The organism is Priestia sp. P5 (assembly GCF_029522155.1).
Lineage (GTDB): Bacteria > Bacillota > Bacilli > Bacillales > Bacillaceae_H > Priestia > Priestia megaterium_E.
This window is the reverse complement of sequence record NZ_JAKWFJ010000001.1, coordinates 2,894,279-2,906,925: the sequence shown is the minus strand read 5'-3', so window position 1 is coordinate 2,906,925 and position 12,647 is coordinate 2,894,279. Positions and strand designations below refer to the sequence as shown.

The 12,647-nt window shown below is 36.6% G+C and carries 15 protein-coding genes; 7 read left to right on the top strand and 8 right to left on the bottom strand.

Translation table 11 applies throughout. The features are described 5' to 3' along the window. Positions 1 to 69 precede the first annotated feature (69 nt). Positions 70 to 225: an aspartyl-phosphate phosphatase Spo0E family protein gene (locus MMB69_RS15445; protein ID WP_016763750.1), complete on the bottom strand. Its 156-nt coding sequence runs from the start codon at positions 223 to 225 to the stop codon at positions 70 to 72. Positions 226 to 551: 326 nt separating this feature from the next. On the opposite strand from MMB69_RS15445, the gene MMB69_RS15440 reads away from it, so the two are divergent. Continuing rightward, positions 552 to 998, top strand: a complete 447-nt coding sequence (locus tag MMB69_RS15440; RefSeq protein WP_014460569.1) for a hypothetical protein — start codon at positions 552 to 554, stop codon at positions 996 to 998. Positions 999 to 1,069: 71 nt separating this feature from the next. Here the strand turns inward: MMB69_RS15440 and MMB69_RS15435 are convergent, their stop codons facing one another. Continuing rightward, on the bottom strand, positions 1,070 to 1,210 hold the full coding sequence (locus MMB69_RS15435) for a hypothetical protein (RefSeq protein WP_162871464.1): 141 nt from the start codon (positions 1,208 to 1,210) through the stop codon (positions 1,070 to 1,072). A 515-nt stretch (positions 1,211 to 1,725) separates the two neighbouring features. On the opposite strand from MMB69_RS15435, the gene MMB69_RS15430 reads away from it, so the two are divergent. After that, positions 1,726 to 3,177: an NADP-dependent glyceraldehyde-3-phosphate dehydrogenase gene (locus MMB69_RS15430; RefSeq protein WP_277447956.1), complete on the top strand. Its 1,452-nt coding sequence runs from the start codon at positions 1,726 to 1,728 to the stop codon at positions 3,175 to 3,177. Between the two features lie 106 nt (positions 3,178 to 3,283). Here MMB69_RS15430 and MMB69_RS15425 read toward each other — a convergent pair whose 3' ends face one another. After that, positions 3,284 to 3,580, bottom strand: coding sequence for a hypothetical protein (locus MMB69_RS15425; protein WP_269870938.1), 297 nt, complete (start codon positions 3,578 to 3,580; stop codon positions 3,284 to 3,286). Between the two features lie 491 nt (positions 3,581 to 4,071). Between MMB69_RS15425 and MMB69_RS15420 the strand changes: the two genes are divergently transcribed. Both MMB69_RS15420 and fsa read left to right on the top strand, forming a co-directional pair. After that, a complete protein-coding gene (locus MMB69_RS15420) occupies positions 4,072 to 4,581 on the top strand; it encodes a hypothetical protein (protein ID WP_269870937.1) in 510 nt (169 codons plus the stop codon). A gap of 60 nt (positions 4,582 to 4,641) precedes the next feature. After that, the gene (fsa, locus tag MMB69_RS15415) at positions 4,642 to 5,310 is read left to right on the top strand and encodes a fructose-6-phosphate aldolase (protein WP_013082751.1); all 669 of its coding nucleotides are present in this window, start codon (positions 4,642 to 4,644) and stop codon (positions 5,308 to 5,310) included. A 62-nt stretch (positions 5,311 to 5,372) separates the two neighbouring features. Here fsa and MMB69_RS15410 read toward each other — a convergent pair whose 3' ends face one another. Then, on the bottom strand, positions 5,373 to 6,266 hold the full coding sequence (locus tag MMB69_RS15410) for a sigma-70 RNA polymerase sigma factor region 4 domain-containing protein (protein ID WP_269870936.1): 894 nt from the start codon (positions 6,264 to 6,266) through the stop codon (positions 5,373 to 5,375). A gap of 303 nt (positions 6,267 to 6,569) precedes the next feature. On the opposite strand from MMB69_RS15410, the gene MMB69_RS15405 reads away from it, so the two are divergent. Next, a complete protein-coding gene (locus MMB69_RS15405; protein ID WP_269870935.1) occupies positions 6,570 to 7,094 on the top strand; it encodes a DinB family protein in 525 nt (174 codons plus the stop codon). 189 nt (positions 7,095 to 7,283) lie between these two features. Next, positions 7,284 to 8,339 carry an aldose epimerase family protein gene (locus MMB69_RS15400; protein WP_269870934.1) on the top strand — a complete coding sequence of 352 codons (1,056 nt, stop codon included), beginning with the start codon at positions 7,284 to 7,286 and terminating at the stop codon, positions 8,337 to 8,339. 63 nt (positions 8,340 to 8,402) lie between these two features. Here MMB69_RS15400 and MMB69_RS15395 read toward each other — a convergent pair whose 3' ends face one another. Beyond that, complete coding sequence (locus tag MMB69_RS15395; protein ID WP_013056562.1) at positions 8,403 to 8,528, bottom strand: hypothetical protein; 126 nt, start codon at positions 8,526 to 8,528, stop codon at positions 8,403 to 8,405. Positions 8,529 to 8,593: 65 nt separating this feature from the next. After that, entirely contained in the window at positions 8,594 to 9,016 is a 423-nt protein-coding gene (locus MMB69_RS15390; RefSeq protein ID WP_098249947.1) for a CBS domain-containing protein, read from the bottom strand. A gap of 213 nt (positions 9,017 to 9,229) precedes the next feature. On the opposite strand from MMB69_RS15390, the gene MMB69_RS15385 reads away from it, so the two are divergent. Further along, positions 9,230 to 9,697, top strand: a complete 468-nt coding sequence (locus MMB69_RS15385; protein WP_277447953.1) for a hypothetical protein — start codon at positions 9,230 to 9,232, stop codon at positions 9,695 to 9,697. A gap of 178 nt (positions 9,698 to 9,875) precedes the next feature. Here the strand turns inward: MMB69_RS15385 and MMB69_RS15380 are convergent, their stop codons facing one another. Then, entirely contained in the window at positions 9,876 to 11,108 is a 1,233-nt protein-coding gene (locus MMB69_RS15380) for a cytochrome P450 (protein ID WP_269870932.1), read from the bottom strand. 121 nt (positions 11,109 to 11,229) lie between these two features. After that, the gene (locus tag MMB69_RS15375; RefSeq protein WP_115653642.1) at positions 11,230 to 12,483 is read right to left on the bottom strand and encodes a cytochrome P450 family protein; all 1,254 of its coding nucleotides are present in this window, start codon (positions 12,481 to 12,483) and stop codon (positions 11,230 to 11,232) included. Positions 12,484 to 12,647: the final 164 nt, after the last annotated feature.

Sequence of the window (12,647 nt, the reverse complement as noted above, 5' to 3'; positions counted from 1 at the left end):
ATAGTTATCTACCAACAGCAAAAAAGGATCTTATTAAAAGATCCTTTTTCTGTTATCAACGAACATTTTTCAACAAGTAGCTTCAAACCGATTTAACAATACATCTAGATCCTGACTGATTTTAATCGTATTACTACTTGTAAACCCTTCTTCTAGGGCAATCATCATCATCATTTTTCGTATAAATTCTATCTTTATCAGCAGTAGTCTACATTTGAAACACATTAAGTTTCCTCCACTTGCCACGTCATTTTAAAGGCTTAAATTATTGAATTTTTTATGTAAAAACGCTTCAAATCTAAAAATATAACCTAAAAAATATAGTAACAAATAGATAGTGTCGAAGTCTGTCGTATTTTGAATTCAGATATTTTTACTTAAAAAGAATTAACTCTTAACCGTTTTGCTGGAATCCGTGCACTGTCTTGATCATGATTGTTCCACCGGTTGTAAATAACTCTAGGAGTAATAGAGCTCATCCTATTTTTAGGATATAGGCATAATACCACTACATTTAGGCATGTTAACATAAGAAAGGAGAATTTACTAATATGCCCAATGTCATTAGAATTCTTCAATTGCTTCTTCCATGGATTTCCCTTGTTTTTATGCCAAAAAAATCAATTAGGACCTATTTTCCCGCTTCTCTTTTTGCCTCATCGTTAGTAATTGGAATGTGTTCATTAGCTATTCCTTACAAGTGGTGGAGTGTAAAAGGAGGGTGGAAAGGGAAAATTTTAAACGATAGCAGTTTTATTTTTGGTCCCTTTTTGGTCGGGACACTGTGGATCTTTCATTTTACGTTTGGCCGCTTCAAACGATTTTTTCTGGTTAATTTACTTATGGATTCACTATTTGCTTTTCCGCTAAGTTACTTGTATCAAAAGTTGGACTTATTTAAGTTAGTCAACTTTAAACCAAAACATATCTTTTTTTCATTTATTGGTTTCTGTTTAACTATTTATGGCTATCAGGCACTGACAAATAAAGATAAATGATAGGTGAGGGCCGTTTCTAATCGCTATAGACTTTGTAAAAAGTGCAACAAAAAAGCGTCTGTTAAGACGCTTTATATATAATACATATACTGCTCTTCTTTATTGACATTTGTTGTTTCATGGATTATTTCTTCCGGGATATTGGACGTCCGGTTAGTAAAAAGCATAAACAACGCAATAATTGATGCCACAAAACCTAAAGTAACAATCACAATAAATCCCTCCCTTTAGAATATATATTCTACTTTCATCTTCATTTTCCTATATTTATTTTATACCCTTATTTTATTTTCTCAACACATAGAACAAAAAGAGTAGTACATCTCTTAAATATCTTCCTAGAAATAAATATAATCAAGAGAGCTTAAAACTCCCATTTCCCCTAAAAAAATAGGAATCCATAAAATTTTTTCGTATGGGGGGATATAAATTATTAAAATTATTAATCATTGAGATAACTTATTTGTATTGTACGAATGAAAGAAATTTATATATATTAAAAATACAAAATATTCATTAAATTATATGATGCTTTGGTTTTGAGTCGAAAAGAGAAAAGCTGTTGCTTTAAAGGCAGCAAGTTTAAGAAAGTTACAAGCGATATAAAAAGGTATAGAAATGGATACATCTAGAATTCTTTTTTGCTCAGATATTCACAGAGTTTTCATTCGTTAAAAAGACTGAAAATTCAGATAATAAATTTCACTTTTATCAAGGGGGACTTTTTATGACAACAACGGTATTAAATGTATCAACTTATTCTTTTTATCTTAACGGTGAGTGGAAAGAAAGCAAATCAGGGCAGACAATTGATATTGTTTCTCCATATCGTCATGATGTGATTGGAAAAGTGCAGGCTATCACAAAAGATGAAGTCGATGAAGCAGTATATGCCGCACAGAAAGCTCAGAAGGGGTGGGCGGAAACTTCTCTGCAAGACCGTGCCAAATATTTATATAAGTGGGCAGATGAGCTGGTAAAAATGCAGAGTGAAATTGCCGAAATTATTATGAAAGAAGTTGGAAAAAGCTTAAAAGATGCAAGGAATGAAGTCGTGCGCACAGCAGATTTCATTCGTTATACAGTTGAAGAATCCCTTCATATGAACGGAGAAAGTATGAAAGGAGATAGTTTTCCTGGAGGCTCTAAGTCTAAAGTGGCCATTGTTGAACGTGTACCTTTAGGAGTTGTCCTCGCGATTCCTCCATTTAATTATCCGGTAAATCTGTCAGCTGCTAAACTGGCGCCTGCGCTTATTTCAGGAAATGCAGTTATCTTCAAACCCGCAACGCAAGGAGCGATCAGCGGTATTAAGATGATTGAAGCTCTTGATCAAGCAGGTATTCCACAAGGACTTGTAAACGTCGTAACGGGCCGCGGATCTGTAATTGGTGATTACTTGGTTGAACATAAAGGCATTAACATGATTTCGTTTACCGGAGGAACAAATACGGGTACTCAATTAGCTAAAAAGGCAGGTATGATTCCTCTTGTACTAGAACTTGGAGGAAAAGACCCGGGTATTGTATGTGAAGATGCAGATTTACAGGAAGCAGCAAAACATATTATAAGCGGAGCATTTTCTTATTCCGGCCAGCGCTGTACAGCCATTAAACGTGTACTTGTGCATGAAAAAGTGGCAAACAAGCTCGTAAATATTTTGAAAGAAGAAGTACATAAACTATCAGTTGGTTCTCCTGAAGATGGATGTACAATCGTTCCATTAATTGATAGTAAGGCAGCGGACTTTATTCAAATTTTAATTGCAGATGCACTAGGAAAAGGTGCAGCAGTTGTGACTGGAAATAAGCGTGAAGGAAACCTTATCTATCCTACGCTTTTAGATGAGGTGAATGATACTATGCGCGTGGCATGGGAAGAACCATTTGGTCCTGTGTTACCAATTATCCGCGTCGCTTCGGATCAAGAAGCCGTTGATATAGCAAACGAATCAGAATTTGGCTTACAAGCAAGCGTTTTTACAAAAGATATTAATAAAGCTTTCTCAATTGCAAATAAAATTGAAGTCGGCTCCGTTCAAATCAACGGCCGTACAGAACGCGGCCCTGATCATTTTCCTTTTATCGGCGTAAAAGGATCCGGTATGGGCGCTCAAGGTATTCGTAAAAGTATTGAATCCATGACTCGTGAAAAAGTAACGGTATTAAATCTTCAATGATTGAATTCCAAGAGCTCTCCAAATCGAGCCAGTAGAATGTAGAGAATTTCATGGGAAAAAGCCTGTGCTCCAAAAAGCACAGGCTTTTAAACGTCTTATTTACCTATCACTCGATTCCGTCTTTATAGTTCTTATGCCAGTTTTTATCACCTTTATGCTCAATATCTTCAACAGTTTTTTCAAGCTCTGACATAATGAGTGTTTTCACTTGATAAATGGTATCAAAAAAAGCTTTCTCTTCATCCGGATTCGGCTTTATTTTGGCTGCTGCCGAAATATCAACATATCTGCGATGTTCAGTTGTTAATTTATCAAGCGCATCAAAAATATGAGAGGTCAGAACAGCAACTTCCTTATGATTATTAGGCAGTTTTTCTTTTAATGTTTCAATTCTTTTATCCATGTTAAAGTCCCCCTATAACGTGTTGTATTTATGTAACTTTCCCACTAATAAAAATGAAAAACCTTAAATAGCAAAAATTCATGGGAATTAGCACGTGAAACAAAAGTATACTACAGGATATCATGTTAAAGTGAAAAAACGGTGAAACGAATGAGTATATTTTTCCAGAGAGGGTATGTAATAAAAGTCGTTTTTTTGGAAAAGGTAATTACCTTAAGAAGCACTGAAGCACGCAATCAACATAAAAGTTCATCTATTTTTAATGAATAATGACCTTTTTTGACTATTTTTTTAAGTTTTTATGACTTTTTTTGAATGAATTTGATTGTTTTTGATGATTTTTCGAATAATCTGATATATAATGAAAGCGTAAACAGTAAAACATGTCGGTTGGTTAAGAAAAACGTCCACAAAACTGGATTCGTTATTACATAAAATCAGACCTCTGTTTTTTATAAAAATAAATAGAATTTGAGAAAAGGAGAATGATGATGGACATATTGGATGCAAAAGTAGTGAATACAAAGTACGGTTTAGAAACATATCTGGATGTATCAGAAAGCGTAGAAATAAAAGAAATTCATATGCCGAGTTCAGAGAACCAATCTCATAAAATTAAATTTGGAATCAAGTATTTTCTTTTAAGAGAAGGAAAGTATTACGATAGTCAAAAAGGTTATTTTTGGATTTGTATGAATCACGATTTTAGCAGCCTTATGCTGAGTGAAACGGAAACAGAGAGTTTGTTTGCAGTTAAAAGTGAAGAAGAAAGAGAAGCAACAAAAACGCTGTTAGCAGAATGGTTTATCCAAACGAATGCGTACAAAGAAGTCATCAACGAATGTATCCATCAGATTAAAACGGAGAATATTCGTACAGAAGAAGACATTGAAGACCGAGTGGACGCTATACAATTTTTAGAAAAACTAAAGGTATTAACTGCAAAAGAGATTGAAAACGCTTCTATAGAAAACCTATATGTGCTGCAGCAAATTGGCTAGGCTATAGTTCGCGTACGCTGAAATGCAGATTGATGTACAACAATAAGGAGGAATAGTGAGATGAAATTTTTTATTGATACAGCAAACCTTGAGGATATTAAGAAAGCATACAAAGTAGGTGTTCTAGCTGGTGTGACAACCAATCCATCTTTAGTAGCAAAAGAAGGCGTAAGATTTGAAGACCGCATCGAAGAAATCCTTCAAATGGTACCGGAAGTTGAATCCGTTTCCGCTGAGGTAACACCTGACGCACTTTCTGCTGAAGACATGATTGCTCAAGCTGAAGAACTGATTAAAATTAACGACGGAGATAAAAATATTACGATTAAGCTGCCTATGACATTGGCTGGCTTGGAAGCGACGCGCTACCTTGCAAAAAAAGGCGTAAAAACAAATGTAACCCTGATCTTTACAGTAAACCAAGCGCTTTTAGCAGCTCGTGCTGGAGCAACATATGTTTCTCCATTTTTAGGACGTCTTGATGATATTTCAGAAGACGGAGTACAGCTGGTATCTAAAATTGCTGAGTTATTCCGCGTTCAAAACATCGACTCTCAAATTATTGCGGCATCTGTAAGACATCCGGATCATGTAACGCGTGTAGCACTTGCAGGAGCTCATATTGCCACAATTCCATACGCTGTTATTGAGCAATTAGCAAAACATCCGTTAACTGACCAAGGAATGGAAAAATTTGCAGCAGATTGGGAAAAAGCAGTTAAAGCTTAACAAAAGGCCATATCAATAAAAAAGCTTGGAATAAGCATAGCTTATTCCAAGCTTTTTATCGTTTAACTCGCTAGTTTCTTTTTACGCAAACGCTCTAAGCGTCGCTGCACGCTATTTCTTGAACGCCCGAGCAGCTGCCCAATTTCTCGCTGATTGCGCTTTTCCTGATAAAACATACGCCACAATCTCGCATCTTCTTCTGCTGTCCACTTTTTATGCTCGTATTTAGGTCGCTTTACATAGTCTAGTTTTCTTTGTTCATTCACCCACGCTGGTTCTGGAATAAGCGTATTTTTAGGTATCTTAAAAAAGTTAAGGCACGATTTACTTTGTTCAGCCCACTTCCAAAAAGATTGAATGTCAATTCCCATAAATTTTCTGGTCTTGGCGATGATCATTTTATACGGTAGATTCTCTTTATGAATCCACTTGTAAATTGTATGAACATCTACTTCAAGGCAGGCTGCTAGTTCACACGCTGTAATGTGTCCTACGTGCGCTTTGGCTCCATACACTTCTAAACGGTTCAACCTCGATTCTAGCGCTTGCACACTTCGCTGTAATTTAGCTGATATATGTGAAAGTGGTTTTACTCCGTAATACTTTAGCAAATATTCGTCTTCTTGTACCGTCCATCTTCGCATCGATGTTTTTCGAGTTAACCCCAAGACTTTTATGCGCGTAGCAATAGAAGAAGGACTTCTGCCTAAGGAATGTGCCATTTCACGGTTATTCATGATATCAATGTTCTCCTGCAAAAACGCATCTTGTTCAAGCGTCCATTTTTTACGTAAAGCTGTATCCGAAGCACGAAGATTTAATCGAGTAAGTCGTTTATTAACCGATTCCTTGCTTCTATGTAAATGCTTACCCATCTCTTGAAGCGTCATAGCACCATAATGTTGGATAAGAAATCTATCTTCTTCTTTTGTCCATCGCTTTTGATTTTTACTCACTGTTGTCTCACTCCAATTCACACGAAAAGCTCAAGATGAAAAAGTTGCTAGCAAATCTATTTTACGAATGAGCAGTGCCTATTCAGACTGATACTCACTGCGTTTTAGCCTATATATATTTTATCATATTTCTAGAGAAAAACCAAACATGTGTTCTTATTTTGTTTTAAGTCATCATAAAAGGAATTAGAAAAATAGTTGGCTCCTTTAATAGAAGCGAATTATGGTAAAATTGACTATAATCTCTAAAGAATTTACATAACTGACAGCTCAGCATCATTACGTTGAGAAAGGGGAATTGATATGAATTTTAATTTAAAAGAAGCGTTTGAAATACTTGAGCATACGCCACAAACGCTTGAAAAACTTTTGTCTGGTCTATCTCCAGGGTGGCTGCAATGCAATGAAGGAGAAGGAACCTGGAATACCCCCGAAGTCATAGAACATTTAATAGAAGCAGAAAAAAACAATTGGATACCAAGGCTAGAATTTATCCTTCAAAAAGGAAAAGAGGGAGCTTTTCCTCCGTTTGACCGCTATGCCCATTTAAACAAGGAATCTGCTAGTTCTATTGAAGAGAAGATTCTTGAATTCAAAAAGATAAGAATACAAAATTTACATCAACTAAAGCTGCTAGTTAAGCACGAAAAACATCTGGAAGTGAGAGGAGAACACCCGGAGTTTGGGGAAGTGAAAGTCAGAGAGCTGCTCTCGACTTGGGTTGCTCATGATTTAACCCATATTGCGCAAATTGTTCGAGTAATGGCAGAACGATATAGAGAAGATGTAGGACCTTGGGAAGAATACTTAGGAATACTAAAGAAATAGCAATGACACACAGTGGCCAGCCTTTATCATTCAAGCTTGAATTAAGAAATGTACACGATTACAATAAAATGAGAATAATGAAGATTCAGGAAGGATTGCAGAGGGAACTATATGAACATATCCGATGTTTATAACATGTAGGGTCCGTTAAGCAATTTACGAATAAAAAGAGGATTGGACTGATTAAAAGTGAAAGTGAACTCAGAGAAATTTGGCGAACTAAACAATCAAGCTGTACATGCTTATACCTTATTAAATGATGAAGGGCTTAAAATCACCTGCCTTGACTATGGATGTGTGATATCAAATATTGAAATGCCGGATTCTGAAGGGAAGATTGAAAGTGTTGTATTGGGATTTGATTCAATAGAAGAATACCAAAAGTATTCTCCTTATTTCGGAGCTGTGGTCGGACGCGTAGCAGGGCGTATAGGTGGAGCATCGTTTGAGCTTAATAATGAAACCTATCGTCTAGAGAAAAATGAAGGAAACAACCATTTGCATGGCGGATCAGAAGGATTTAGTCACAAAATATGGAATGCCAAAACAATTGATGCAAGTGATCACGTAGGTGTTGAATTTACATATGTAAGTAAAGACGGAGAAGAAGGGTATCCCGGCAACCTTGAAGTGAAAGTTACGTATACATTAACGAATAAAAATGAGTTCCATATTTCTTATGAAGGAACAACAGATCAAGACACTCTTATCAATCTAACAAATCATACGTATTTCAATTTAAGCGGAAATCTAAAAGAAACGGTCTTGGATCATGTTTTGAAGATGAAAAGTAACGAATTCTTAGAGTTGAATGATGATCTTTTACCTACTGGAGAAACGCTAAATGTCACAGGTACCCCATTTGATTTTAAAGAAGGACATAGTCTCAAGGAAGGTGTGGAATCCACACATCCGCAAAACATATTAGTGGGTAAAGGGTACGATCATCCATTTCTTTTAGAAGCAGAAGCTGAAAATCAGATGTCATTATTTGATCCTGCAAGCGGCCGCAAAATAGAAGTCAAAACGGATCAGCCTTCAGTTGTTCTCTATACGGGAAATCATCTAGACGAAGAATTCGAAATTAGAGGAGTTCACTCAGAGAAATACCTCGGTGTTTGCCTAGAAACACAAGGTTTACCGGACGCTATTCATCATCAGCATTTTCCTTCTTGTGTATTAAAGCCAGGTGAGAAGTATGAAGCATATACTCACTATACATTTATAACTGATCGCAGCCTGTAACAAAACGGGATGACAAAAAGGATTACAAACGAGCCTCTGCCGATTGTAATCCTTTTTTTATTGTTACTTTTTCTTTTGGCTTTTTGCACGATTAGCGTCAAGCTCAGCCGCATATTCTTCTTGAGACTTTCCTTGCTTTTGACTCTCAGACTGAATCTTTTTAAATTTGTTATCGTTTAAATTTGGCATATTAGCACCTCCTTGCAGACAGGATTATTTTGTACAAGCATTAAGGATTTATATGCTAAAAAGTTTTAATGAACTTGATTAGAAATTTCGCTTAATGCTGCACCGGCTTCATCAACATATACGTTCACTGTCGCAAGGTCGCCGATTGCACAGATTCCAACCATATTATTATTCTCCACTACAATAATACGGCGAATTTGATGATCTGCCATCATACGCGCACATTCATGAATATCCGTATCCGGAGAACAAGTAATTACATCTTTAGTCATACAATCATGGCAATGCACAGTGCTGCAATCTTTTCCATCCGCCACGCAGTTTAATACGATATCACGGTCTGTGATCATTCCCATTACTCGATTTTCTTGACACACCGGCACAGAACCACAATTAATATCACGCATTAATTTTGCAGCTGCTGTTACTGGGTCGTGCGGTGCACAAGCTTTCACATCTTTAGTCATAACTTCACGTACTGTAGTCATTTTTATTTCCTCCTTTTAAACATTCACCTCCGTATTTTCTCCATGCACATGCAGAATATGAGAATCAATAATTTCCTGAAAGTAAAAAATCTTGTAATAAAAGGCGAATAAAAGAACTAACGCAGTGTAATAAACACATAAAAAAGAGCCTATTACACAAACTAAAGAGGATATGATCTAGCTTACATTTTCGTAACGGCAGGAGTTGGGTACATGATGAAAGGAAAGTTAACGCTTTTGGCAGTACTTTTATTGCCTTGGCTGTCTATAGTAAAAGTTGATAAGTTTGTCTTTAAAAGATACCTACCTGTTTTAACGTTTAGTTCATTGGTTATTGCTTTTATCAGTGAGCTATCTAAAAGCTTTACTTGGTGGAAAGTGAGGAAACCTCTTTTTCCTAAACTTGCAAGTGATATATCTTTTATCTTTGGACCATTTTTTGTAGCTAATTTTTGGGTATTCAAGCTGACCTATGGGAATTTCAAAAAATATTTTTTAATTAACGTCCTATTTGACTATCTATTTGCTTATCCTTTGACGAGTCTGGCAGAAAAACTAAAGGTATACAAAATGGTCAACATGACGCGTTTTCAACTTTTTGTCATCTCGATTGGCACTGCTCTTATTAATTATTTCTATCACTATTTTATAGAAGATGTATTAAGGCAGAGAAGGCAATAGCTGATATTTCGTTAACCAGCTCATCGTCACTTAAATTTCGGCACTGTCTGCTTTAAATCATATTAAAGGCCTCCTAAACTTGGTACATAAATAATTAAACGAGATAATAAAGGAAAAGAGAAACATGAGAGAAGATAGACTTCTTTCATGTTTCTCTACTTTGTCATGCACATAGATTTTATCTGTACACCGTCATGGGCAAGTATGTTAAAGATTGACCTGTAGCTGAAGCTGTTAAATACGGTTCTAATTCAAAATCTTCAAATGGTTCGATATGAGAAAAGGCCTCTAAAAATGCTTCTAAGATAATTGTCATCTCAAGTCGGGCAAGAGGGGCGCCCAAACAAAAATGAGGGCCGTTCCCAAACGTTAAGTGTTTTTTATTAGTTTGGCGGTGAATGTCTACAGAAAAAGGGTTTTCAAACATATTCTCATCCATATTACATGCGCTCATCCACGCAATAACAACATCTCCTTTTTTTAGCTTAACGCCTAATAAATCGTTATCTTGTTTAACCGTCCGATCTCGCCTGGAGATGTGAAACCGATATCGAAGCATTTCTTCTACTGCTTTTGGAGCCAATTCTCTATTGTTTCTCAGCTCACTGTATAACGACTTGTCGTCATATAAAAAAGAATAAAACATATTTGCAATGGCGTGACTTGTGGTTTCAACTCCTGCACCTAAAAGCAGCATGGTAGCGTGTACAATTTCTTCATCTGTGAATGTTTCACCATCAACTTCGGCTTGAATTAAGTCTGAGATAATATCATCAGAAAGGTTGGAGCGCTTTTCAATGACAATCGGGTAGAGGTATTGAAAATATTCAGCTCCTGCACGTTGCTTTTCTTGTTCGATCTCTTCTAATCTTTCTTGGTCATAAGGCTGAAACAGAATATCTACCCATTTTTTGAACTGATATCGGTCTTTTACCGGTACGCCGAATAGATCTGCTATAACTAAACTAGGAAAAGGAGAAGATAAATCGTCAACAATATTAATAGTGGAATTCTTTTGTATCGCTTCTACAAGGTCTGCTGCAATTTGCTTGATTCGCGGTTCCCAGTTCTTTAAACTGCGAGGAGTAAAGGCTACAGCAAGCAAAGATCGTGCTTTCCGGTGGTCAGGAGGATCTAAGTTTGTAAGATTGGTAATTGGAGATGTGCTTTTTTTCTTACTATTATCTCCAACAAAAATAGTGGTTCTTTGTCCATCGCTTGAAAAAAATTCGTAGTTGCTCAAGACTTGTTTAACATGGTCGTATTGGAATACATTCCATGTGTTTGTTTCTTCATGAAAATAAACAGGGTGGTTGTTCAGCATTTCTTTATACCATTGGATAGGGAAAAACTCTTCTGCACGTGATTGGAATTTTGGAATTTCTGTAACGGGAATGACTTCTTTGTTCATATGATCTTATTCCTCCTTTAGAATAGGTAGGTATAGGTTCAAAATCTACCAGCTACATAGCTAAGCAGCTGTCACTTGCTAGATCAATAATTATTTTATCGAATTGTACTTTTTAGATATTTTAAAAGATAACGGGTAAGGAAGTTACTCCTTGTGAGCTTAGTGTAAAATGTAAGTTTACTTCTTCCCGAGGAATGGAAAGGCGCAGATTAGGCATACGTCTTAGTAAGGTAGAAAAAGCAATATCTGCTTCTATACGAGCCAGCGGAGCTCCTAAGCACATATGAATACCATGACCAAAGGCCAAGTGCCTCTTGATAGTACGCGTAATATCAAGTTCCTCTGAATCTATAAACTGCTGCTCATCACGATTCGCTGACTTTAAGACAGGAATTACCATGTCGCCTTTTTTAATCTGCTGACCGCCCAATTCAAGATCTTTGGTAGCATAACGAGGTCCTGAAATAGTGGCTGGCCCGTTAAAACGAAGCAATTCTTCAACAGCTGAAGTTACTAAAGCAGGATCGGCTTTAATTTTTTCCAGCTGTTCAGGATGATCAAATAACATTAAAGATCCGGTCGCAATTAAATTTGAGGTAGTCTCATGACCCGCAAAAATTAATAACGTAATCATTGCAAGCAATTCCCCTTCACTCAAGCGATCTCCTTCTTCTTCAATCGCGACTAACTGACTTGTTAAGTCGTCGGCAGGATGCTTACGCTTAGCATCTACTAGCTGCATGGTATACGTTCCAAAAGCTTTTATTTGTTTATCCACCCCAGGATCTCTTCTCCCTAGGCTCAGTCCTTTTGCAATAGCAGCAGACCAACCGTGAATTTTTTCTTTATCTTCTTTCGGAACACCGAGCATGTCAGAAATAACGTTGATGGGTAACGGATAGGCGTAGTCTTTAACAAGATCCATTTTTCCTTTGTCCTGTACTTCATCGAGTAACTCATCGGCTATTTCTTGTACACGCGGACGTAAGCTTTCCATATATCTTGGAGTAAATGCTTTTGATACAAGCTTGCGTAGGCGCCGGTGATCTGGATCATCAACAGAAAGCATCGATTGTCCGCCAAAAAATGTAGGGGGATCAGACTCATCAGCTTTATGTTTTCGTGTATCATGAGGTGTGTTAATAGAACTTTGGTCTACCGTAAAATGATGATGACCTTTTAGAACTTGCATAGCCTCTTCCATACGAGTCACAACCCACGCCTGCGTTTTTATTTCTTCCATCGGAGAAGGGATAGGAATAACAGCTCCCATCTTCCGCATTTTCGAAAATAACACAAATGGATTTTCGCGGCTCTTACCACTAAATAAGTCTAAAACTTCCTTATCTTCTACGGTTTTATCTAGGTTTTTCACAAAAACATTCCTTTCTACATATAGTTGTAGCCGGATATAGCTTTTTTTACGAGTAATTAACCTATACTATTAGTACATTTTTATACACTTAGTATAAAAATGTACTAATAGTATATAATTGTTTTTACTTGTTTATCAAGGAAAAAGGATAAAATTTACGTAGG

What these genes read in the sequence shown, in the direction of transcription:
- MMB69_RS15445 (WP_016763750.1), bottom strand. Translation starts at nt 225, where the DNA reads ATGTGTTTCAAATGTAGACTACTGCTGATAAAGATAGAATTTATACGA.
- MMB69_RS15440 (WP_014460569.1), top strand. Translation starts at nt 552, where the DNA reads ATGCCCAATGTCATTAGAATTCTTCAATTGCTTCTTCCATGGATTTCC.
- MMB69_RS15430 (WP_277447956.1), top strand. Translation starts at nt 1,726, where the DNA reads ATGACAACAACGGTATTAAATGTATCAACTTATTCTTTTTATCTTAAC.
- MMB69_RS15425 (WP_269870938.1), bottom strand. Translation starts at nt 3,580, where the DNA reads ATGGATAAAAGAATTGAAACATTAAAAGAAAAACTGCCTAATAATCAT.
- MMB69_RS15420 (WP_269870937.1), top strand. Translation starts at nt 4,072, where the DNA reads ATGGACATATTGGATGCAAAAGTAGTGAATACAAAGTACGGTTTAGAA.
- fsa (WP_013082751.1), top strand. Translation starts at nt 4,642, where the DNA reads ATGAAATTTTTTATTGATACAGCAAACCTTGAGGATATTAAGAAAGCA.
- MMB69_RS15405 (WP_269870935.1), top strand. Translation starts at nt 6,570, where the DNA reads ATGAATTTTAATTTAAAAGAAGCGTTTGAAATACTTGAGCATACGCCA.
- MMB69_RS15395 (WP_013056562.1), bottom strand. Translation starts at nt 8,528, where the DNA reads ATGCCAAATTTAAACGATAACAAATTTAAAAAGATTCAGTCTGAGAGT.
- MMB69_RS15390 (WP_098249947.1), bottom strand. Translation starts at nt 9,016, where the DNA reads ATGACTACAGTACGTGAAGTTATGACTAAAGATGTGAAAGCTTGTGCA.
- MMB69_RS15385 (WP_277447953.1), top strand. Translation starts at nt 9,230, where the DNA reads ATGATGAAAGGAAAGTTAACGCTTTTGGCAGTACTTTTATTGCCTTGG.
- MMB69_RS15380 (WP_269870932.1), bottom strand. Translation starts at nt 11,108, where the DNA reads ATGAACAAAGAAGTCATTCCCGTTACAGAAATTCCAAAATTCCAATCA.